Raw genomic sequence first — 23,172 nt, 5'->3', positions numbered from 1 at the left:
ATTTGATATTTTGGATTAAAAATATTCTTGAATAGTCTGTTTAATAATCAATTTTAAACATTCTATCAATCCGGTACGGGTGTCACCATAATGGGTTGAAAATCTAAAACGCTAAACTTGCTGAGACGCCTATAAAATGAATCAAAAAATACCTCTGTCGTGGCTACAACTGACAAGGGAAAAAACCCGCCTAGCTGTAGCTTTAGCAGGAATTGCTTTTGCCGATATTTTAATGTTTATGCAACTCGGCTTTCGGGATGCTCTGTATTATAGTAACGTTCGATTCCATAACAGTTTGCAAGGCGATATTGTTTTAATTAATAGTCAATCTAACGCTATATTGGCGATGAGAAGCTTTTCTCAGCGACGATTATATAAAGCATTAGAATTACCCGCAGTTCAATCAGTACATCCAATCTATTTGGACTTTACAATCTGGAAAAATCCTGTAACCGGGCGTCCTCGGAGTATCCTAATATTTGGAATGAACCCAGAAACTAATCTAGTTAACTTACCTGGAGTTCAGGAAAATTTAGATAAGCTTAAACTACCTGATGTAGTTCTGTTTGACCGTTCTTCTAGGGTAGAGTATGGCCCAATCGCTGCTAATTATGACCAAGGAAAGCCTGTAACAGCAGAAGTACGAAGGCGGCGAATTAAAGTAGAAGGGCTATTTACATTAGGTGCATCATTTGGCGCAGATGGTAATTTAATTACGAGCGATATCAACTTTCTGCGAATATTCAGCAATCGTCAAAAAGGATTAATTGATATTGGGCTAATTAGATTAAAACCGGGAGCCGATGTTAATGTTGTTGCTCAACAATTACGAAAGTATTTACCTAATGAAGTAAATGTTTTAACTAAACAAGAATTTATTGATTTTGAGCGGAGTTACTGGGCGAATAGTACAGCTATTGGCTTTATTTTTACATTAGGGACTGTCATGGGTTTCATTGTGGGGACTGTGATTGTTTATCAAATTCTTTATACAGAAGTTGCAGACCACTTAGCTGAGTACGCTACCCTCAAGGCGATAGGTTACACACAAAACTATTTATTGACGGTCATTCTACAAGAAGCTTTATTATTAGCAGTTTTAGGCTATTTTCCTGGAATAGTTTTTGCCTTATTTATGTATGACAGTGCCAGAAATGCAACACTCTTACCAGTATTTATGAGTTTTGAACGAGCGACAATGGTATTGATTTTGACTATGCTGATGTGCATTATTTCTGGTGCGATCGCAGTTAGAAAATTACGCTCTGCCGATCCAGCAGATATCTTTTAATTAATTCAATCTTAATTAAAATATGTTAACAATAAATTTGACTTACGATCAAAACTAAGAGAATTTAATTTCTGACAGTTATTACAGTTAAATTTTGGAACTACTAATTTATAACTAACAAAAATATGATGGAAAAAGAACCTGTAATCGCCATTAAAAATCTCAATCACTTCTATGGCAAAGGCGCACTGAGAAAACAGATATTATTTGATATCAACCTAGACATTTATCCAGGTGAGATTGTGATTATGACTGGGCCATCAGGTTCAGGTAAAACAACATTACTGAGCTTAATTGGTGGTTTACGTTCTGTACAAGAAGGAAGTTTAAAATTTTTAGGTGAGGAACTTATTGGTGTCAGTCAAAACAAATTAGTGCAGATGCGACGCAACATTGGTTATATTTTCCAAGCTCACAATTTGCTAGGGTTCTTGACAGCCAAGCAAAATGTGCAAATGGCAGTGGAATTGAACGATAATATTTCTCAAGCAGAAGCAGTGGCTAAATCAAAAGCTATGCTGGGGTCTGTTGGTTTAGAAGAACGAGTTGATTACTACCCAGACAATCTTTCTGGTGGACAAAAACAAAGAATTGCGATCGCCCGCGCCTTGGTGAATCGTCCTCCTTTGGTACTAGCAGACGAACCAACAGCCGCATTAGACAAACAATCAGGACGCGATGTTGTGGAAATAATGCAGAGTCTAGCCAAAAATCAGGGAACTACTATCTTATTGGTGACACACGACAACCGTATTTTAGACATAGCCGATCGCATCGTCGAAATGGAAGATGGTCTTTTAACCCGTAATTCACCCAATACAGTTATTGAGTCATGATTTTTAGTCATTAGTCATTTGTCCTTTGTGAACGACCAATGACCAATGACAACCATAAATTATTGTCTAGCCGAGCCTGATTTTTTAATTCCAGATGGCTTTGGTGGAGTTGGAGTATTTGGTTGGCGACTAGTACGGAAAGTTACATTCACGCCTTCATTCGATTGTTCTAGCACTAGTAAAGGCGTAGGTTTAGCCTTTTGATCCCAATGCATGGTAGCAATCCGACCTTGAATTATTGGTTGCCAACTATCTTCGTCTTCTATGGGGCTTAAGTAAGTTTCTATACAATCAATAATTTGACTAATAGTCGCAGAAGTTGCTTGCGTCGGTAACTTCATTAACTTGATTTGAATCCGAAACAGCACCCGTTTAGCAGAATTCCCTGGACTACCAGTCTCATACTCGACATCAAAAATTTCATCTACTTGCCGTCCAGCACTATTAGCAATTCCAACCGATCCTTGTTGGGCTTGATTTGGACGCAGGGCTTGAGAAATTTTTTCTTTGATCTGAATCTTTATTTGATTAAGAATTGCAAAGTGAAACACCTCCTCTGACATCCGCATTCGCAGATAATCCAGGTTAAAGTCCCGTGAGTTCACCAAATCGGGATTAGTTTCCATTTTGCGAATTGTTTCCAGCGCCAGCTTAAACTTTTTCTCTAGTTCTCTGGCGCGGAATTGTTCAAACTTAAGTTTTTTATCCAGCTTATCCTTCTGGAGTTTAATATACACAATCAAAGCAATCACCACTAAAGCCAGTCCTCCAGAAGTTACCAACAATAATGGTGGTATTTGAGGATTACTTGCTGGCACTTCCTGGGATGCCTTTTTAGTAGCCTTTTTCCCAGAGGATTGGGCAAGAAACATTGAAGTGGACATGGTGGGAAACTGAAAAACTTGACTCCTGATGTTTAGGATGCCCAAATCTTTAGGGTCATCTTGCTGTATGATTAATATTTTTTACAGGCTTTTACAAACCGTATATGTCCAGAGATTTGAGCCTCGCTCCCCTATCTGAGGTTTCATCTACAAGCTTGAGCAATATTCGTCTGATAGCCACAGATATGGATGGCACCTTGACTAGACGAGGAAAATTTACTCCAGCACTGCTACAAGCTTTAGAGGATTTAGCCACAGATGACATTAAAGTGCTAATTGTCACCGGACGTTCGGCTGGGTGGGTAAGTGGATTGAGTAGTTTGATGCCAGTAGCAGGTGCGATCGCAGAAAATGGTGGTTTGTTCTTTCCACCTGGAAATCAGAAACCAATAGTCTTAACACCCATTCCCGATTTGGTTCAACATCGCCAGCACTTGGCTAAGGCTTTTGAGAATTTACAAACTAAATTTCCCCAAATCCAAGAATCTGCTGATAATCGCTTTCGCGTCACCGACTGGACTTTTGATGTAGCTGGTTTGCGTGAAGACGAACTACAAACCCTAGATAATCTCTGTCAACAACTGGGCTGGGGATTTACCTATAGCAACGTGCAGTGTCACATTAAACCCCAAGGGCAAGATAAAGCCGTGGGATTGTTGCAAGTATTGCGCGAATATTTGCCCCAGTATTCATCAGAACAAATTGTCACTGTGGGCGATAGCCCCAATGATGAAAGTTTATTTAATCGGGATTATTTTCCTGTTTCTGTAGGCGTGGCAAATGTCCTGGAATATGTAAATCAGTTGAAATATCAGCCTGCTTACATTACTACTGCTGCCGAAGGGGAAGGTTTTTGTGAGTTATCTAGTTATATTTTAAAAAGCTTGCACATCTCAAGTTAGAGAGAAGTAGAGTTGTTCTACAATAATCTCGTAGCACTGATTTTATAACCATGACGGCTACTGTACCTGTTAGTGTCGAATCAGAAATCTTTTACCCCAGTGCTGATGGTCAACCAGTGGCAGAAACTTACGACCACCTTTATGCCTTACTAACTACCTTAGAAGTCCTGAAACAGTATCTGAAAAATCGTCAGGCAACAGTCTTGGCAAATCAATTTCTTTACTATGCACAAGGCTTTCCCAAGTTGCGGGTAGCTCCAGATGTGATGGTGATTTTTGATGTTGCACCTGGCGGTCGGGACAACTATAAAATCTGGGAAGAGGGTCAAGTACCGACAGTTATTTTTGAAATGACATCCTTTGGTACTAAAGGACAAGACGAAATCTTTAAAAAGACCCTTTATGAGCAGCTAGGCGTCAAGGAATACTGGCTATTTGACCCTAAAGGCGAGTGGGTAGAACAACAGTTACGTGGCTATCGCCTGCGGGGAGAAATCTATGAACCGATACAAGATGGACGCAGTGAACCGTTACAACTGCGCTTGGTGGTTGAGGGAAGGCTAATTGGGTTTTACCCTGAGGATACAGGGGAAAAATTACTGATTCCTGGTGAACTAGTAGAGGCTTTACGACAAGAAGTTTTAGCAAGACAGCAAGCAGAAGAACTAGTAGAACAGGAACGTCAACGAGCAGAACAGGAACGCCAACGAACAGAACAAGAACGTCAACGAGCAGAACAAGAACGCCAACGAGCAGAACAGGCAGAGTTACAGATAGAACAGTTAAAGGCAAGGTTGCGATCGCTCAATGTAGACCCCGATACTATTGAGTAACATGCACCAGAAGTTGCTATAGTTACGCTCGTCGTAGACGTAGTAAGTGTTATGAACTAGTAGACAATTTGTTACCTATGTTTTTGCTACATTTATTACCTGAGACAGAATACAATAGATGAATCTCTAGCGCGTTTCAATCTAGTAAGTGTCAACAATACTAATTTTATTGTGAAGACTGTTTTATACAGTCATTCACAAGCAAAACTGAATTAAAAAATAAATAAACCGCCAGCCTTTAAGCACCCAGAGACGCTAAGAGACTAATAGATACTTGAAGGACAAGTTGGTGTTTTATTTCTAACTTCCACTAAAAAGTCCAAGACCAATGTCAAGTCAAGAATTTACCTTTAAATAGTGAGGTATAAAATTATGCAAGAAATTGAAAGATTCTTTGGCAACTTGTTCAGTGGCATAGTCAACCGCTTTAAGTATTCTGCGATGGACGCTGCCGATCGCAAAATGAGAGAAACTATCGACGATCGGCTCGAACAACGGCGACAAAAACCTAAACCCGAAGATCGAGAAGACCGCTAGTAGACCTTTAAAAAAGCAAGATTTTCATTATTAAGTGCTGCCCAATTGTTGAGTAGGCAGCACTATTTTATTGACCTCACTCGGTCAAGCAACTACAACTCTTCAGAATATGCTAACCTAGTATGGTTAACTAATCTCGCACATCTAAGAATTCGGGTGTTTCCCAATTGGGAAATACACTTGGATGGAGGTTTAACCCGAATCGGAGTTGAAAAATATATGCCAGTAGTTTCATTGGCTCAAATGATGGAGTCAGGGGTTCACTTTGGGCATCAGACCCGGCGTTGGAACCCAAAAATGTCTCCTTACATTTATACTTCCCGCAATGGTGTGCATATTATCGACTTGGTGCAAACTGCCCAGTTGATGGATAATGCTTACAACTACATGCGATCGCATGCAGAACAAGGGAAGAAATTTCTTTTCGTCGGTACCAAGCGTCAAGCCGCTGGAATTATTGCCCAAGAAGCTAGCCGTTGTGGTTCCCACTACATTAACCAACGCTGGTTGGGCGGAATGTTGACCAACTGGGCAACCATCAAAACACGGGTTGACCGTCTGAAAGATTTAGAACGCCGTGAAGAAACTGGCGCACTAGATTTATTGCCGAAAAAAGAAGCATCAATGCTACGTCGGGAAATGACGAAGCTTCAGAAATACTTGGGCGGCATTAAAACAATGCGGAAAGTGCCCGATATCGTGGTAATCGTAGACCAACGTCGGGAATATAACGCAGTTCAAGAATGCCAAAAGCTGAATATTCCCATTGTGTCCATGTTGGATACAAACTGTGACCCTGATGTAGTAGATATCCCCATCCCCGCGAACGACGATGCTATCAGATCGATTAAGCTGATAGTCGGAAAATTGGCAGATGCCATTTATGAAGGTCGTCACGGTCAGCTGGATGCTGAAGATGATTACGAAGATTACGACGGCAGTGAGTATGACGATGACTACGAAGAAACCGAATATACTGATGCCGTAATTCCCGACGAGGAAACAGAAGAATAGTGCTGAGTGAAGAGTGCTAAGTCCTGAGTAAGATAGAAAGACTCAGCAAATTGAATAGTGCTGAGTCTTGATTTTTGAAGTTGTAAGTTGTGATTTGTCAATGAAGAATAAAATTGATAACTGAACACTCAAAACTCAGCACGGGCTAAACGCCCCGCTAACGCTAACAAAACTCAGTACTCAGTACTAAATTAGTTGAGCGATTACAACTCGAGGTCAAGTTAGGAATTGAGGCAACATGGCGGAAATATCTGCAAAACTCGTCCAAGAGCTACGCCAAAAAACTGGTGCTGGCATGATGGACTGCAAAAAGGCGCTGATAGAGACTGAAGGCAACGTAGAAGAAGCCGCAGACTGGCTACGGAAAAAGGGCATCTCTAAAGCGGGAGCAAAAAGCGATCGCATTGCGGCGGAAGGTCTAGTAGACACTTACATTCAGCCCGAAGGTCGAGTGGGTGTACTCATAGAAGTCAACTGCCAAACCGACTTTGTTGCTCGTAACGAGGCTTTTAAAGCTTTAGTTAAGAATCTAGCAAAGCAAGCAGCGACAGCTGATAGTGTTGAGTCTTTGCTGGCTCAACCCTATATTGAGAATGAAAGTGCGACTGTAGAAGAATCCATCAAGCAAACCATTGCCACCCTTGGTGAAAACATCCAAGTGCGTCGCTTTGTTAATTTTGCAATAGCAGAAGGCACACAAGGCGTAGTAGACAGCTACATTCATACTGGCGGTCGAGTTGGTGTATTAGTAGAACTGGGTTCCCAAACTGAGTCAGTGGCTACTAATTCAGAGTTCCAAACCTTGGCACGGAACACTGCAATGCAAGTTGCGGCTTGTCCCAATGTCGAGTATGTGAGCGTAGACCAAATCCCCGCCGAAATTGCCCAAAAGGAAAAAGACATTGAAATGGGCAAGGATGATTTGGCGAACAAGCCTGAAAACATCAAAGAAAAGATTGTTCAGGGACGGATTGAAAAACGCCTGAAAGAATTGACTTTGCTTGACCAGCCTTACATTCGCGATCAGAGTATTTCTGTAGAAGACTTGATAAAGCAAGTGAAGGCACAATTAGGCGAAGAGATTCAAGTGACTCGCTTTGTCCGTTACATACTGGGCGAAGGCATTGAAAAGCAAGAAATCAGCTTTGCTGATGAAGTCGCTGCACAAATGGGCACCAAGTAATATTAGTTAGGAGTTAGGAGTTAGGAGTTAGGAGTTAATAGGAAGTTAGCTTCATGATTCATAACTTATAATTCTTAATTCCTAACTGCTGAAAAGACAGGTCAAGCAAATAGCCTGACCTGTATTTTATTTAAAAAAGACAGAAAATTTCGCATTTAATTTAAAATCTACAATTCTCTGAAAAGTTATCCTAAAATAAGTTTGTACATTTGTACTATGTAATGGTTCAGATGGGCAAGAGCGAAAAAATATGGCAAGAGCAATCGAGCGAATTGAGCAGGATATTGCAGCACTCCAAGAAGCGATCCGAGCGATCGCAATCGAACTACAAAGCGCTTATGCTAGTTATCTAAATACCTTGGGGCTAGCTTTACGCAAACAGTTGATTCTCGCAAGTTACCACCTCTGCACTCAAGGGTATCCCGAAAACTTCCTGCATTTGTCATTGAATCAACGCCAACAATTGCAACAAGCTATTCGTAAGTTGGGTCAACTGGCAGCTGAACAATTGCTCATTTATCTTACAAGTCAAGAATCAGAGGAAGATGAGGTGGATGAGGGAGATGATATAGATGAGATGGATGAGGTGGATGAGGAAGTAACACCCTCTTCATCTTCACTATTTCTGAACACTTCTAATTCTCAGTATCTCACTGCTAACACCTCCGATCCGATAGAACTAGCAAAATGGCAACAGAAATTAGAAGAGGTTGCGCAAGAGATACTGAAAAAACTTTCGCATGATGCTAATCTTTTGTTACAAAAAGCTGGAATATTACCGAAAAAATTACCAGAACCGATTTTAGCAGCAGCGGCGGCAGCATCAGAAGCATCTGCTGAGGTCATGCCAGGGCCACCCAATTTATTAAATTTAGTAATTGAAATTGAAAATGAGCAACAGTCAGAAGATTCTGGACTGACTCAAATTATGGCTATTAACCTGCGGCTAGGAGAAATTGAATTTGCGGATGTGACACTTTCCTCTGAGCGCAAGCGAATTCGCAGTATTTTAATTCAACTAAACAAACTAGGACGAGAGTATAAAAAGAGATATAAAGAAAAAGCGATCGCTGAAGCGGAAGCTGCATGGCGCGCTAGTTGGTTTGAATAAAGTTATGAGTTATGAATTATGAGTTATGAGTTATTTATTCCTAGCTCTTAACTCCTCAACGCCACTTGCTACAACGGGGGGAACCCCCGCAACGCAGTGGCTCCTCCTAACTCCTAACTCCTAACTCTGCTGACCAATGACTAATGAAAAACCAGATTGGATACGATTGCACAAAGCCTTGGCAATAGAAGCTGAACGTGGCTTTACAGACTTGATGGGCAGAGAATACCGTTTCAGTGAATTTCTGAGCCTAACTTTGGGCAAATTCCCAACAGGCTTACCCCATACTGAACGCCGCCGTTGGCAAGGATTAGCGGTGCAATTTGCTAGTTATCCACATCTAGCACAGGAAGAAAGGCAGCATTTAGTAGCAGAGACTCGTAGGTATCTTTCCCAACTACAGCAAGAGGAGCAGGGGGAGCAGGGGAAGCAGGGGAGCAGGGGAGCAGGGGAGCAAGGGAAAACTTATCAATCCAAAATCCAAAATCCAAAATCTAAAATCATCTCTGAGGTGAGTCGGAGACTTGCACCTAAAATTGAGCAAAAACTCAGTGATTTACCTGAAATAGGTTTTAAAAAAGCTGATAATTTGGCACGGCTTGGTTTACATACCGTCCGTGACTTGCTTTTCTACTATCCTCGTGACCATATTGATTATGCTCGTCAGGTGAATATCCGCGAGTTACAGGCGGGTGAGACGGTGACAATAGTGGCTACAGTGAAACGTTGCAACTGCTTTACTAGCCCTAAAAATCAGAAATTATCAATTTTAGAATTGGTAGTAAAAGATAACAGCGGTCAAATCAAAATTGGCCGTTTTTACGCAGGTACGCGTTTTAGCAGTCGCGCTTGGCAAGAAAGTTTAAAACGCCGTTATCCAGTAGGTAGCATTCTGGCGGCCTGTGGATTGGTGAAAGAGAGTAAATACGGCTTGACACTGGATAATCCAGAACTAGAGGTTTTGGCAAGTCCAGGAGATACGATTGAATCGCTAAATATTGGGCGGGTAGTACCAATTTATGGACTGACTGAAGGCGTGGTGGCGAATACAGTGCGACAAGCGGTAATTGCTGCTTTACCTGCTGCGGCTAACCTGAAAGATCCTTTGCCAAGTGGTTTACGACAAAAGTATGGTTTGATGGAATTGAAAGATGCGATCGCAAATATCCATTTTCCCAGCGATAGCGCTGCTCTACAAGTTGCCCGTCGTCGCCTAGTTTTTGATGAATTTTTCTACCTACAACTTGGGTTACTCCAACGTCAACAGCAAGCAAGAGCGATTCAAACCAGCGCCATCCTCGTCCCACGCGGTCAACTTGTAGAGAAATTTCACGAAATACTGCCTTTTCAACTCACTGGCGCACAGCAACGAGTTCTGAACGACATTCTCAACGACTTACAAAAACCTGTGCCGATGAATCGTTTGGTGCAAGGTGATGTCGGTTCTGGTAAAACAGTCGTCGCCGTGCTGGCTATCCTTGCAGCAATTCAATCTGGCTACCAAGCGGCGCTGATGGCTCCCACAGAAGTTTTGGCAGAACAACATTATCGCAAGTTGGTTAGTTGGTTTAACCTCTTGCATTTACCAGTGGAATTACTTACAGGTTCGACTAAAGCTGCGAAACGAAGACAAATACATTCTCAGTTAGGAACTGGTGAATTACCTCTGTTAGTAGGAACCCATGCCTTAATTCAAGACCCTGTAAATTTTCAGCAATTAGGGTTAGTAGTGATAGATGAACAGCATCGCTTTGGGGTAGAACAACGGGCACGTTTGCAGCAAAAAGGCAATCAACCTCATGTGTTAACTATGACAGCCACCCCAATTCCCCGAACCTTAGCACTGACCATACACGGGGATTTGGATGTAAGCCAAATTGATGAGTTACCGCCAGGACGACAAAAGATTCAGACAACAGTATTATCTGGTCAGCAACGCAACCATGCTTACGACCTGATCCGCCGAGAAATTGTCCAAGGTAGACAAGTTTATGTGGTTTTGCCATTAGTGGAAGAATCAGAAAAATTAGATTTGCGATCGGCTGTTGACGAGCATCAAAAGTTACAAGAAAGCGTTTTTCCCGACTTTCAAGTCGGGCTGCTACACGGTCGTATGAGTTCAGCCGAAAAGGACGAATCTATTACCAAATTCCGTGATAACCAAACGCAGGTTTTGGTTTCTACTACAGTTGTCGAGGTCGGTGTAGACGTACCTAATGCTACAGTAATGCTCATCGAAAATGCGGAGCGCTTTGGCTTATCGCAACTTCACCAACTCCGCGGGCGCGTTGGTCGTGGCGCGGCTCAATCTTACTGTTTGTTGATGAGCAGTTCCAGAAGTCCTGATGCTCAACAACGGTTGAAGGTGTTGGAACAATCTCAGGATGGCTTTTTCATATCTGAAATGGATATGCGTTTTCGTGGGCCTGGGCAAGTTTTGGGAACTCGTCAATCTGGAGTGCCAGATTTTACCTTAGCGAGTTTGGTTGACGATGAGGAAGTTTTACTTTTAGCGCGCCAAGCAGCCGAGAAAATAATAGATATGGATGCAACTTTAGAGCGTTGGTATTTAATGAAAGAAGAGTTGAAGTATCGGTATGAGCGGTTAATGGGTGGAGCGATTTTGACATAATATATCTTAGTTAGTTTAAGAGAGAAACTGACTATGCATTCCTAGCTTTTAAAAGTAATCTATTCTTTGAAAGTCCCGTGGAGGTTCTTACTGTAGTTGCCGCAAACGAGCCAGAGCAAGAGTTATGAGAACCAGTGCTGTGTATCTCTATTGCGAAGTATTGGCTAAAACTACCCTGTTGAGTGGGAGTGGATTGAAAAGTTAGTGGTCATGATTTGAAATTAAGCTACTGAAAGTTATAGGTGAACGTGCAGTTTTGAGTTTTGAGACGATTAATAGAGAGATTATAGTTAAAAAGCCGTTAGAGATAAAAAGATTAATTGATATGTCGGCGATGATAGAAGCTATTGAGCGGATTGCAACTTACTATTCAAGTTTCGATGCTCCAACAAGTCTCGACATGAAAGTGTTTTATTGGATGCTGAATAATGGATATGACGCAGTAGGAAAAGATGTACGGGAACTGCGAAAGTCTCTCAGTCCTGAAACATTGCAAAAAGTAGTATCTAATTACTCTACTCCGAAATTAACTCTTGAACAAATACAAGATATTACAAAAGATTATCCATTTCAGTTGCCTTTAGAAATAATTGATTTATATCAAAAAGGTAATGGTTGTTTACCTATTGGTTTGGCTGACACATCAAAAGATTGGAACTCCTTTGATAATTACTTTGACTTTCCCTTTATTACTGATGATTCTTTTTTTTCGTTAGAAAAAGCTATGAGTATGTACAAAGGTTTAGTACGTCAAGCTATGCACAAGGACAAGATTGATCCACGCTGGTTCCCGATTGATTGTTTTGAGGATTTAATATTAGCTGTAATTGGTAGTGAAGAACAGCAAGTTACTTCACCTGTAATCAGCTTCTACGATAGTGATTTTATCCCGAAAATTGAGTGGCCGAGTTTGACAAATATGTTACTTGCTTGGGTTGAGATTCGAGAGCAAAGCTTAAATGAGCATGAGCATGAATTTGCAATTGAGAAGATACATAAAAAATACAGCAAGGGCAAAAGTAAAACAGTGTAAGACAGTGACAATGATTGGGCTGATTTGGGGCTGAATACTCTACTGTAGGTAGGCGCTTTTAACCCCATGTCGACTTTCCCTCATTACCCGACATCCTGCATCTTTACACGGTTGATTACATGGTGGTACTTCCCAAAGGTGTTTAAATCACAATACTTGCTGTATTTCGGCATAGGCTTGATAAACACCCTTAACGTTATACCAGTTGAGGAAAATTCGGGCAATTTCTAAAGCCAATTGCGGTTTACCTAAATTAATTAGCCATTGCAATAACGGAGCCATTGTCCGTTCATTTAACACGCCGTTAAGTGACAAAATTCCCCAAAGTAACCGATGCAGCCAAGTCATTTGAATCATCATTCGCACTTCCCATGTGGGATGCTTTTGATAAAATAAAACTCCCATACGTCCGCGTTGAATTTCTTGGTCAATTAATCGGGGAATTTGCTCTAAGTTAAATGCTGGATGCCAGTGATATCCTACGGCTTCTGGACATTTAATTAGTGTCAAACCTAGTTTTTTCAACCGCACGCCTAGTTCTAAATCTTCCCAGCCATAGAGTTGAAAACTAGTATCAAAAAGTCCCGCTTTATCTAACCAATGTTTGGGAATTGCTACATTTCCCGTAGCAAAAAAAGCTGCTGAAAAATCTGTGACTTTGTAGGGTTCAGCTGTTGGATTGTTGAAATTACAAGTATTAATAACTGCACCGTAAGTGAAAAAGCGATCGCTCCCCAATTTCTCTTTCCCCTGCACTAGTGCGTCAGCATGAGCTTGCAGGAAGTTCTTCAGCACTACTAAATCGCTATCAATAAAGATAATTGTGTCTCCCTGCGCCTTTTCTACTCCCAAATTCCGAGCCGCAGCTGGGCCAGCATGATCTTGCTGAAACCAGCGCACATGAGGAAACTCCTCTTTGTGTGCTGCTAACCACTCCAGTGTGCCATCAGTAGAACCATCATCTACCAAGACAATTTCGTAATCAGTAACTGAACTTGGCTGACTTAACTCCTGCAACTCCAAGGCGCGGAGGCACTTTTCTAAAATCGGTTGGCGATTATAAGTCGGTATCACAACGCTGAAAAACACAGTCTCACCCACAACACTATTGATTTATCCATCTCCAGGATAGGACAGATGGGGCGCTGACACTGTTCCTTAATTGATTTGAGCTAAGGAAATAGTAAAAGGTGATAATTTTTAGTTAATTACCTTATAACCTAAGCTTAATTATTATAAACTAGAGTAAATAATAAAATAATTATCCCTTTATTATTAATAAGTTATTAGCTATTTCAAATACCATAAATTTTCAGAAATTAGAGTTTATTTCTACTAGTTTTTTCTGTCACACAGAGGAAAGTTTGATGTCTAAATTAAGTCGGAGAGAACTTTTAATATTTCTTGCTGGCAGTGCTGGTGCTGCTATTTTGGGAGACAAACTTCTAAATAGTTTTGCTAGTGGGGCAGATGTAAAAACGCCCAGTATCAGCTTTACACCTGTACGCTTACCACATCCCCTACCAATTTATCAACAGCATAAAAATTTCTTGCCAACAGGAATTGGTCAGGGAGAAATAGTTAATGCATCTGCGGATATTAAGTTAGGTAGCTATAACGTTATTGATGATGTGATAGTGCCACCAGAGTACGAACGTTATGTAATTGTCAGTTGGGGCGATCGCGTCTTTCCCAACAAAGATGATTATTTCGGTTACAACAACGATTTCACTGGGTTTATTCCCCTTAGTAAAACTGATAATGTCGGGTATTTATGGGTGAATCATGAATACATTAGTTTTCCATTTTCTAGTTTAGTAGTAGAAGATTCATCCGATCTGAAAGGACTACCCGATGCATTTGAAAACGTAATTGGTTGGGCTTTACCCTCCAGCAGAAATATTGAAGTTGAAGGTGAATTTTTATATAATCAAGGTGGCTCAATTGTTCGCATCTCTCGCCAGAATAAGAATAAACGTTTTGCTGTAGTCAAAGATGCCAAAAATCGCCGCCTTCATGGTCTTTCTGGATTGGGTATCAATAGCCAACGCAATGATGATTACAAAAATCTGACTGCTTGGGGAAGCCGCAACCACCAAAAAGGTGACAAAAATTATTTAATCGGAACTGGCCCAGCTGCAAGCCAAGTTTTTAATCTCTCCTCTGATGAATTGGGCAACAAAATTATTGGTACTGCCTTCAACTGTTCTGGCGGTAAAACCCCTTGGGGAACGATTTTATCTGCGGAAGAGAACTTCCAAAATAGCTTTACAGAAGGAGTCAAAGCTAATGGTACTCAGACAGATTATACAGAGAAAACTATCGGCAAGACTTTTGGATTAGTTGGCGAAAAATACGGCTGGATTGTAGAAATTGACCCCAAAAATCCGAAATTTCGTCCCCGCAAACACACTTCGTTGGGTCGTTTTCGCCATGAAAATGTTGCCCTGCGCGTTGAAAAAGGCAAAAAATTAGTTGCTTACTTGGGTGATGACAGACGTGGGGGACACACTTGGAAATTTGTCAGTGCAAACACTATTTCTTCACCCACCAGTAAAACTAACAGTAGCTTGTGGGAAAAGGGAACTTTATATGTTGCCCGTTACAATCCAGACGGTACAGGTAAATGGATACCCTTACTTTTAACTACTGCTACCAATCCAATTACGCCGACAGTTCTATCTTCTGTAGAATTTGCTGCGTTGCAGAAAGTACAAAAAGAAGGTCTTTTAGCACTACCGAGACGCAATGGAATTGCAGGTGAAACCAAAGATGGTGGTAAATTTAAATGCGATCGCACTAACGAAGCAAAAGCACTACCTGATTATCAAAATAAGAAACTCTCTGACTTCTACTCTAGCCAAGGTGCTGTTCTGAGTGATGCCTTTTTAGCTGCAAACTTAGTCGGGGGAACTCCCACAGCGCGTCCCGAAGATATAGAAGTGCATCCAACCACCAAAGAAGTATTCATTGCCTATACTGATGGTGCGCCGGGAAGTGATGGTTATCCTGATTCGCGGATTTTTCAAGTTGCCAAGTTAAGTACAGATGCCAAGGCGACTCAGCAATCAGGAGGACTGTACAAAATTATTGAAGATAGTGCCGATGCCACAGGTTTAACCTTTCGGTGGCAGAGATTTGCCCAAGGCGGCGAAGCCGGTTCAGTTAATGGTGCTGGTTTTGCCAACGTTGATAATCTAGTTTTTGACAATCAGGGAAATGTTTGGGGTGTCACGGATATGTCTACCGACACTCACAACGGTTTTAATGTAGGTGCTGAAGGTAAGCAAACCAAAATCGATCATACCGTTAGTGGTAATGTTTCCGATTTTACCGGAGTATTCGGTAATAACTGGCTGTTTTATATCCCTACCAGTGGTGCAAATGCCGGACAGGTAATACCGTTTGCTCATGGGCCAGTGCGTTGCGAAATGACCGGGCCAAGTTTTGTCGGAAATACACTGATTATTTCAGTACAGCATCCTGGTGAAGATTGTCCAATTAACGATGGCACAATGCTGAGTCGCAGCATTGAATTACTAGATTTGAATGGTAGTACATTTAATCAAACTCGAAGTTTACCTCGTGGCAGTAGTTGGCCAAGTAATATCTCAAAAAATGATGGTGGTAAGGAGCAAGCTACAGGTATTCCCCGACCATCTGTAATTGGTATCAGACGTAAGAATCCTACTGGTAGTTTTATCTAACTATGTGTGTAGAGACGTTATTATCTAACGTCTCCACATTAATTTTCAAAGTAGTACTATTAATTTCAGTAGATCGCAAACTTTTTCCCAAAGGGCGATCGCTACAGGAATCATCAAAGGAATATATGAATTTTTGTGGCGAGGGCAGGGCAAATGGTTAGCCCGGATTTCTCACCACAATCCTCAAAGCCTTATAAAATCTAGATTCTGGTTTTTTACACTACATGAAAAAATAAAAGCTCACCAAGGACAAAAGCATAGTATAAATTACTGGTTTCAGTATATTCTTATTTAGAATTGGTAAAAAAAAGCGGAATACAATTATGAATGTTTGGAATTTGACTAAAGGTTTAGGAGTCGTAATCGTTGGCGCAATAGCTTTTTCTGGAAACTCTGCTATTGCCAAAATCAATCAGGGTGTGACTCTAGAGAATAATCTGAATGCACCTACCTTAAACACACCGATTAAAAAGTACAATACATTAGGAAACAATGCGCTGAAAATTAATTACAGCGCCAAACAAACTCAATTTCAAAATAGAAATGCTGTAAATAAGAAAAAAACTTTAATAGCAGGCTGCTTCCGGATTTGGTGTATTTAAGCCTTAGCGTTTTTTATTTCATCCTAATAAAAAAGCTGCCTAAATCACAGCCAGCTTTTTTATTAGGTTGGATTGGGTGCGATGGTTGCAAGTGAACCGGCGTAGCCATCGCACTTATTCACTCATCAAATTTAAGAGGTTTGCCATTGAAGTGACCGTAGATAATTTCCGGTATGAGCCACCCAGGTAGGGAGCATCCCAAATGTGCAAATATACAGAAAGAAAAATTATTCGCGAGTATCAATTGCGAATAATATAGGGATTCAATCTTGTGGTTCTAGGGACTCTTGCTCAGATCCAGAAATAATATGGGTGTGGTCAAAAATAGTTGGTGGATAAGCGATCGCTCAAAGCCTCAATGCAAATTATTTTTGAAAGCAAAATAATAATGATACATGATGACCGTTATACACTAGCCACTGGAAAAGTAGGCGCAGCCCTCACACATAGCAATCCTATCTAAGCTGTGAAAATGAACAAACCACTTTTTCTGCAAAATGCCAAGAAGAGAAAAAGAGGTTTTCACATCTAATTTAGGACTGCTATCGTTACGAAAATCAGGCATGGAGATTTGCTTGTTCCTGCAACCACGGATCTACAGGTTGTCCATCTTTGCGGCGTAATTCAATTTCCACAACCATCACTTCTTTGGAACCAGGAGGTGCGGGTTTTTTATGGAAAATAATGTCATAATCTTCTGGATTATGTTTACGTTCTTTCAACCATTCCTGTACCTTGGTTGTGGCAAATAATGATTGCCCTTGCTCAAACATTCGGGTAATCTGCAATTGCAGTGTGTAAGGATTTATGCGACCCATTTTCTACCGCCTTTGTTAAGTTAATTTGAGGACAAGTAATCTACTGACCGTAGATAATCTAATGTTAATGCGAAGTAACCACACCTGACACTTCCCATACAGGTAGAACTTTCAGTTTCACCGCCCTTTTATCTATAAAAACAAAGTCCGAACCTTGTTCGGTGGATGGTCGAAAAAAGCGTCGATGCTTTCGCATTTTGTTTTCCATCGGCTGATAAATTATTATTTTTACTGCTTGACTTTCATCATCTTTAGCAGCGATCGCAACGTAGTAATATTATAGTAGTACCTCACCAAAAGTTGTCACAAACTTGACTACACTCTAAGACTAAAGTTGTACGTACACTCAGGACGAGAAAACGGATTAGTTAAGGATGGCTCAGAATTTTACACTCCCTCTACAACATTTAACCACTTAATTCTGTTATAGATTGGAGAGAGGCAAGCCGCTTCAAAAACTGACCAACAGACTCAGATGGTTGTTATGCAGAGCAAAAATCAAGCTGTTTTCGCTTTAATTGGAAAAAGTACGATTGTATTTTTACCCTTATTGTTATCTATTGGAATCGCCAGTGGACAATCTGCACCATCACCCAACCCAGCACTAACTCTGACTCCAGTGTTGTCGAATTCAGAACGGGAAGAGTTAGCACGACTACGAGCGGAAAAGCGAATTCAACAGCAAGTCCAATCTGATTTTAAAAGCACTTTTAGCCGCACAACTATATTACTCGATATTTGGCTAGTTATACTAAGTCTCTTTCCAGTCGCAGTCATTGCTTTGTTATGGCTGTTGCGACGGGTGATAATTCGAGAAATTGTTGATAGGGCAATGCAACAAGTCCAGGGAATGGAAAAATTACAAAATCAGCTAATCACTGTTAGACAAGAAGCTGAAAATGTTATTCAAGATGCGAAAAAAATAAATTATGAATTAGAACAGGAAACGACTGCTTTACAACAAAAAATTAAACACGAACAAGAAAATGTATCTATTCTGATATCCGATCTAGATTTAGCTAAAGCGCAGGTTTTAAGTAGATTAGAAGCAGAACTAAAAAAATCTCAAGAAAATATAGAAAATTTAGAGTCAAAATTTGCTTCAGGATTATCTAAGTTAGAGTTTGATGCTCAACAACAAAAAGATATAGCACTGGAGAATTTAGGAAAATTAGCATCTGCGATCGCAGAAGAACTGTCTAAGTTAAAGTTAGGCGTGCAACAACAACAAGAACTAGCCGTTGCTGATGTAGAAATATCAAAGTCTGAGTTCACATCTCAACTTTCTGGATGGCAGTCTGATGCTCAAGAACAAAAAGATATAATTTTTGAAATCTTAACAAAATTACAGGCAGAATTCTTAGAAAAATTATCAGAATTACACGTTGATGCTCAAAAGCAAAAAGAGATTGCCGTTGATAATTTAGGTATATTTGAGCAGGAACTTAAATTTCAATTATCGGAATTACAGATAGATGCTCAAGAGCAAAAAAATAAAATTCTTGCGAGTTTAGAAGCATTGCAGTCAGAATTTAAATTGCAATTATCTGAATTACAAGTCGATGCTCAAAAATCCAAAGAGCTAATTATTGAGAATTTAGAAAAATCTGGCTCTGAGTTTAGTTCGCAATTCTCAGAATTACAATGGAATGCTCAACAACAAAAGATTCTAATTTTAGAGAAGTTAGAAAGATTAGAAACTGAGTTTGTTTCTCAACTTTCTGAGTTACAATTGGATGCCCAAGAAAGAAAGGATCTGATTCTTCAAGAACTAACTGAAATTACGCCGGAATCGATTCTAGAAGTGGTAAATTCTGAATTTGAGCAAGAAATACAGGAACAGCCACAACAACCAGAATTCACTGCTGATGAGTATGTAAAACAGGGAGACGATCTGTTTTCTCAAAGGCGCTACGAAGATGCGATCGCAGCTTACAACCAAGCAGTTAAAATCCAACCTGATGAACCTGTGAGTTGGTTAAAACGTGGTCTAACTCTGGGAAGATTGAAACGCTACCAAGATGCGATCGCATCCTATGATAAAGCGATTGCGATTCAGCCAGATTATCATCAAGCTTGGTGCGATCGCGGCGTTGCTTTTGGAAACTTACAACAACATCAGCAAGCCTTTGGCTCATTTGACAAAGCTACACAAATTAAACCTGACGATGCCGTTGCCTGGTTAAATCGCGGTCTTTCCCTAGTAACATTAGAACAATACGAAGAGGCAGTAATCTCCTTTGAGAAAGCGCTAGAATTCCAACCTAATTCTCCCAAAATCTGGGATAAACATGGTTATACGTTGGTAAGATTGGGACGCGATGATGAAGCGATCGCTAGTTTTAACAAAGCTTTAGAAATTAAGCCAGATTATGCCAGTGCCTATTACAACAAAGCAGCCTGTTACGCACTGCAAAGACAAGTTGACCGATCTCTGTTAACTCTACAACAAGCGATTGAACTTAATCCCAGGTATAAAGAAGACGCAGCAACTGACCTCGATTTTGATGATATTGCCGACGATGAACGCTTTAAGCTGTTAGTTGCAGAATAAAATGTCATTTGTCATTTGTCATTCGTCACTTGTACTGAGTTTCGACTGCGCGATAATCGAGCGAAGTCGAGATTTAACTACCGCGTAGTCGTAAAGCCTGCGGCATAGCTACGCTTCGGGCGCAGCCTCTTGTAGAGAAGTATTTGTCATTCGTCATTCTCCCCTGCCCCTCTGCTCCCCTGCTCCTCTTTCCCCACTCCCCACACCTGGGTTATGTTCGCTAGACATAGCTTTAAGTTTAGATGTAAAAGAATCAGAGCGATCGCTTGTTTCGGGTGTAAATTGCCCGATTGGGGCATGAATAGGAGCCGGTGGGAGCAGTTTTGGCTGTCGTTGATGATGGTTTGGCGATGGGGAAAGCGCTGGACTTTCTTGTGAAGTTTGCCTCTGGCTGACAGCAGATAATCGCTCAAGGGTTGCCGAAGAGGTAAATTTCCCAGAAAGCGGAGACTTCAATACAGTTTTATTATCTCTATCTTCCTGCTTTCCATCTTCTTCACTCAAAGATGTCTTCGGTTCATAACTTTTCAGTTGGAGAGTCGCAGTATTGCTGTGTTGATAGCCATTGCGAATCCTAGCTGGTGGTAATTGAGGACTCGTCACTTGCTCTAGAGTGGGTTTTTTCTTGGCTGGCGGTAGAACTGGTGCAGCCGATGACGTTAAGCTTTGGGGAAATTTGCTACAAATCATCCGTTCAAATTCCATGTTGAAATGATACGTAGCTTGATCCCGGCGCTGCCAAAATACTAAAATTTGCTGCACGGAAACGGCTTTATAACGACCTTGATATAGTGCCTCAATCACTGCCAGGTGTAGCCAATTAAGGGGGTATTGCGTTTGCCAACGCTCAACTAGCTCATTGGCACTATACCCACTGAGATCGAAACTATAGTTAATTAATAAGGCGATCGCCAAGTTGGCAGAGGTGTCTGGAAGTGTTGTTAACATGGGGCTATTAGCTTTAGGCAATAGGTCTAAGATTTGTCACCCATCGCATATTAGCCTAGCGTGCTTTTAACTACATGGTTTATTTTTCCAATAGTTGTCAAGCCAATAGGCAGTGTTCCTTATTCTACTTGTCAACTTCTAGAATGCAACCCCACATAGACTGATTTAATCGCAGATGTTCGCCCAGTAGCGACTAATGCCTGATAAATCATCACTGCAACTTCGGCGTATGTTGCCAAACGTAAAGGTGCAAGCACTTTCGGATCTGGATAGTTGACAACGATTTCCCGTTGTGTAGCAGTAGCAACGGCTGTTCGGGCGTAGTCGGGAATGGTATGACGATCGCTATATACTTCTAAAACATCGCGATCGATAGCTGGTAGTCCCAGTCCGTTTACTAAGGAGACAATCACCTGTAGCCGCTGCACACCTCGATCGGGGCGGAAAGTGCGATCGCTAAATCCGCCAACAAAGCCACCGCTAGCCGCGATTTGGATAGCGCTATAAGCCCAAAAATCCTTGGGTACATCCGTAAAATCAGGAGATGGGATTTTGGGAAATGGGTTAAAAGCGATCGCTACCAAAGCTGCATACTGGGCGCGAGTCATGGGTTTATCTGGCTGATAGCTACCATTGGCAAAAGCATGAGTTAAATCCATCCTCGCTAATGCCTGAATAAATGGTTCTGCCCAATGTCCCTCTAGTTCGGGAGATGGGGATTGTGTCAAAGCTTCTGGTCGATTAGTTGGGAGTAATTCTACCAAACCCTTGACTAGAGACGGATTTAATTGATTACCTACGGAAACTAACTTTTGTGTAGTAGCATTATATAAATCAAATTCACTATGATCGCGAAAAATATTATCACCTGGATCTTTGGTATTACCTAAATCGGGGACTGCATTGCCATTGACTAATAAACCACCTTGAGTATTTTTAGCAATGAGATTTTGACGTAGCACAGGTTGGGCATTGCGAGAAAGTGCGATCGCGGTGCGATTTTCTGATAATTTATTATTGGCGATCGTTGGAGCGGCAAAGTCACTAATTGCTATGCCTAAAGGGTTTCTTTGAAATACATTCCGCCGTACCTCTCCCTGGCTATGACCTGCCATTACTAACCCGCTAGCAGTATTTTGCACAAATACGTTATCTAAAATTGTGGGTTTGGCAGTACCAGTGGTAAACACACCTTCCCGCCCACAGTTGCTCAGAGTATTGTTACTTAAAGTAGGTGCAGCCGATTCAATCCAGATAGCAGTACCTTTGGCTGAGGGATTGGTGACAGTTACACCTGAAAGACTGGCATTATCTACCAAGAGCAGCGTAATATTTTGTATACCAAAACTGGGACTTTGATACTCACCACTCCCGGAAATTACAATCCCTGCACCTTTGTTAGCTTCATTACCCACCACTGTCGCTTCTCCAGGGACGATTAGTGGAAACACCTCACCACTAGCGGCGTTGTAAATCCCCGACTCCAGATGAATTATCGTCGGGATTTTGGTTACTTTTAAAGCACGGGTGAGGCTTTTAAATGGACTCAACCGTGAACCAGTATTGCTATCATTCCCTGTCATAGGGTTGACATAGAGTGTGACGACGAGGGTAGAGTTCACCATTGATAGTTGAGAGTCAATTGTTTTAATTATGACAATCGTAAATAACAATACTTGTAGCAAACTTTTTCACAGTAATATCCTTGTGTATAGAAAATATATCCACCTGACTTTTTTTGATAAGTAGATTCTGTGTACACAAAGGTTAGGGACTTCCAAATAAAAAAATATCCAACTATTTATTGTGGGGTGGGCGTCTCGCCATTGGTGTCAAGTTAAGAAAAATAGAGTCTTGTCAAGTGGGTAAAACTCAATAGTTAAACTCAACACAAGGGCGTTGAGAATAGCTATGAGTAAGCCACGGAAGAAGCAAGGAAATCCAGACTTTCGACATCGGGTAACTTCCCCTGCCCCAACAAGTGAGGAGATCGAATCACGGTTGATTGAGCTAGTAACTCCAGGGACATTTGCCAATCTCAAAGATATAAAAGACAAAGAACGTAGTTTGCGATCGCGGGTACTAACCTTACCTGTGATGGCAGCAATAATACTGAGTTTGGTGTATCGACAAATAAATTATTTAACAGATGTGCTGCGCTGCCTAGAAATAGAAGGATTGTTGTGGGTAGAGGCAATGTCTGTGAGTCGGCAAGCTTTATCTCAACGCCTAGAGACTGGAGTTTAGACTAAGCCATACAAAATGACCCAGCAGGGCTGAGTTAATC

At 41.1% G+C, this 23,172-nt stretch carries 19 protein-coding genes; 14 read left to right on the top strand and 5 right to left on the bottom strand.

The genetic code is table 11. The features are described from left to right. The first annotated feature begins 136 nt into the window (after positions 1-136). Together devC and ACM0OX_RS25530 are read left to right on the top strand one after the other, a co-directional pair. Positions 137-1,291, top strand: a complete 1,155-nt coding sequence (gene devC, locus ACM0OX_RS25535; RefSeq protein ID WP_414517690.1) for an ABC transporter permease DevC — start codon at positions 137-139, stop codon at positions 1,289-1,291. 128 nt (positions 1,292-1,419) lie between these two features. Continuing rightward, positions 1,420-2,127 carry a DevA family ABC transporter ATP-binding protein gene (locus ACM0OX_RS25530; RefSeq protein WP_414517702.1) on the top strand — a complete coding sequence of 236 codons (708 nt, stop codon included), beginning with the start codon at positions 1,420-1,422 and terminating at the stop codon, positions 2,125-2,127. A 59-nt stretch (positions 2,128-2,186) separates the two neighbouring features. Here the strand turns inward: ACM0OX_RS25530 and ACM0OX_RS25525 are convergent, their stop codons facing one another. After that, the gene (locus tag ACM0OX_RS25525) at positions 2,187-3,011 is read right to left on the bottom strand and encodes a hypothetical protein (RefSeq protein ID WP_414517689.1); all 825 of its coding nucleotides are present in this window, start codon (positions 3,009-3,011) and stop codon (positions 2,187-2,189) included. A 104-nt stretch (positions 3,012-3,115) separates the two neighbouring features. On the opposite strand from ACM0OX_RS25525, the gene ACM0OX_RS25520 reads away from it, so the two are divergent. The 8 genes from ACM0OX_RS25520 (at position 3,116) to ACM0OX_RS25485 (ending at position 12,256) form a co-directional block, all read left to right on the top strand. Then, the gene (locus ACM0OX_RS25520) at positions 3,116-3,913 is read left to right on the top strand and encodes an HAD-IIB family hydrolase (protein ID WP_414517688.1); all 798 of its coding nucleotides are present in this window, start codon (positions 3,116-3,118) and stop codon (positions 3,911-3,913) included. Between the two features lie 50 nt (positions 3,914-3,963). Continuing rightward, positions 3,964-4,746 (top strand): Uma2 family endonuclease, encoded by a 783-nt coding sequence (locus ACM0OX_RS25515; protein ID WP_414517687.1) that lies wholly within the window; start codon positions 3,964-3,966, stop codon positions 4,744-4,746. 372 nt (positions 4,747-5,118) lie between these two features. Further along, entirely contained in the window at positions 5,119-5,283 is a 165-nt protein-coding gene (locus tag ACM0OX_RS25510) for a hypothetical protein (RefSeq protein ID WP_414517686.1), read from the top strand. 219 nt (positions 5,284-5,502) lie between these two features. Next, positions 5,503-6,297: a 30S ribosomal protein S2 gene (gene rpsB, locus ACM0OX_RS25505; RefSeq protein ID WP_012411819.1), complete on the top strand. Its 795-nt coding sequence runs from the start codon at positions 5,503-5,505 to the stop codon at positions 6,295-6,297. Between the two features lie 238 nt (positions 6,298-6,535). Continuing rightward, positions 6,536-7,480 (top strand): translation elongation factor Ts, encoded by a 945-nt coding sequence (gene tsf, locus ACM0OX_RS25500; protein ID WP_414517685.1) that lies wholly within the window; start codon positions 6,536-6,538, stop codon positions 7,478-7,480. Positions 7,481-7,730: 250 nt separating this feature from the next. Continuing rightward, entirely contained in the window at positions 7,731-8,591 is an 861-nt protein-coding gene (locus tag ACM0OX_RS25495) for a hypothetical protein (RefSeq protein ID WP_414517684.1), read from the top strand. 136 nt (positions 8,592-8,727) lie between these two features. Further along, on the top strand, positions 8,728-11,223 hold the full coding sequence (gene recG, locus ACM0OX_RS25490) for an ATP-dependent DNA helicase RecG (protein ID WP_414517683.1): 2,496 nt from the start codon (positions 8,728-8,730) through the stop codon (positions 11,221-11,223). Between the two features lie 256 nt (positions 11,224-11,479). After that, positions 11,480-12,256, top strand: coding sequence for an SMI1/KNR4 family protein (locus tag ACM0OX_RS25485; RefSeq protein ID WP_414517682.1), 777 nt, complete (start codon positions 11,480-11,482; stop codon positions 12,254-12,256). A gap of 147 nt (positions 12,257-12,403) precedes the next feature. On the opposite strand, the gene ACM0OX_RS25480 is transcribed toward ACM0OX_RS25485, so the two are convergent. Next, the gene (locus ACM0OX_RS25480; protein WP_414517681.1) at positions 12,404-13,357 is read right to left on the bottom strand and encodes a glycosyltransferase family 2 protein; all 954 of its coding nucleotides are present in this window, start codon (positions 13,355-13,357) and stop codon (positions 12,404-12,406) included. Positions 13,358-13,623: 266 nt separating this feature from the next. Here ACM0OX_RS25480 and ACM0OX_RS25475 point away from each other — a divergent pair, with 266 nt between their 5' ends. Together ACM0OX_RS25475 and ACM0OX_RS25470 are read left to right on the top strand one after the other, a co-directional pair. After that, a complete protein-coding gene (locus ACM0OX_RS25475; protein WP_414517680.1) occupies positions 13,624-15,963 on the top strand; it encodes a PhoX family protein in 2,340 nt (779 codons plus the stop codon). 323 nt (positions 15,964-16,286) lie between these two features. Beyond that, a complete protein-coding gene (locus ACM0OX_RS25470; protein WP_414517679.1) occupies positions 16,287-16,565 on the top strand; it encodes a hypothetical protein in 279 nt (92 codons plus the stop codon). 557 nt (positions 16,566-17,122) lie between these two features. On the opposite strand, the gene ACM0OX_RS25465 is transcribed toward ACM0OX_RS25470, so the two are convergent. After that, positions 17,123-17,383: a hypothetical protein gene (locus ACM0OX_RS25465; protein ID WP_322672580.1), complete on the bottom strand. Its 261-nt coding sequence runs from the start codon at positions 17,381-17,383 to the stop codon at positions 17,123-17,125. Positions 17,384-17,867: 484 nt separating this feature from the next. Between ACM0OX_RS25465 and ACM0OX_RS25460 the strand changes: the two genes are divergently transcribed. Further along, positions 17,868-19,937: a tetratricopeptide repeat protein gene (locus ACM0OX_RS25460; protein WP_414517678.1), complete on the top strand. Its 2,070-nt coding sequence runs from the start codon at positions 17,868-17,870 to the stop codon at positions 19,935-19,937. Between the two features lie 153 nt (positions 19,938-20,090). Here ACM0OX_RS25460 and ACM0OX_RS25455 read toward each other — a convergent pair whose 3' ends face one another. Both ACM0OX_RS25455 and ACM0OX_RS25450 read right to left on the bottom strand, forming a co-directional pair. Further along, positions 20,091-20,885, bottom strand: a complete 795-nt coding sequence (locus tag ACM0OX_RS25455) for a hypothetical protein (protein ID WP_414517677.1) — start codon at positions 20,883-20,885, stop codon at positions 20,091-20,093. A gap of 131 nt (positions 20,886-21,016) precedes the next feature. Then, positions 21,017-22,510, bottom strand: coding sequence for a DUF1565 domain-containing protein (locus ACM0OX_RS25450; RefSeq protein WP_414517676.1), 1,494 nt, complete (start codon positions 22,508-22,510; stop codon positions 21,017-21,019). A gap of 286 nt (positions 22,511-22,796) precedes the next feature. Here ACM0OX_RS25450 and ACM0OX_RS25445 point away from each other — a divergent pair, with 286 nt between their 5' ends. Then, positions 22,797-23,132 carry a hypothetical protein gene (locus tag ACM0OX_RS25445; protein WP_414517675.1) on the top strand — a complete coding sequence of 112 codons (336 nt, stop codon included), beginning with the start codon at positions 22,797-22,799 and terminating at the stop codon, positions 23,130-23,132. Positions 23,133-23,172: the final 40 nt, after the last annotated feature.

The organism is Nostoc sp. PCC 9305 (assembly GCF_963920915.1).
Classification (GTDB): Bacteria; Cyanobacteriota; Cyanobacteriia; order Cyanobacteriales; family Nostocaceae; genus Nostoc.
Note: the sequence above shows the minus strand (reverse complement) of the source record. Positions and strands in the feature narration are given on the sequence as shown.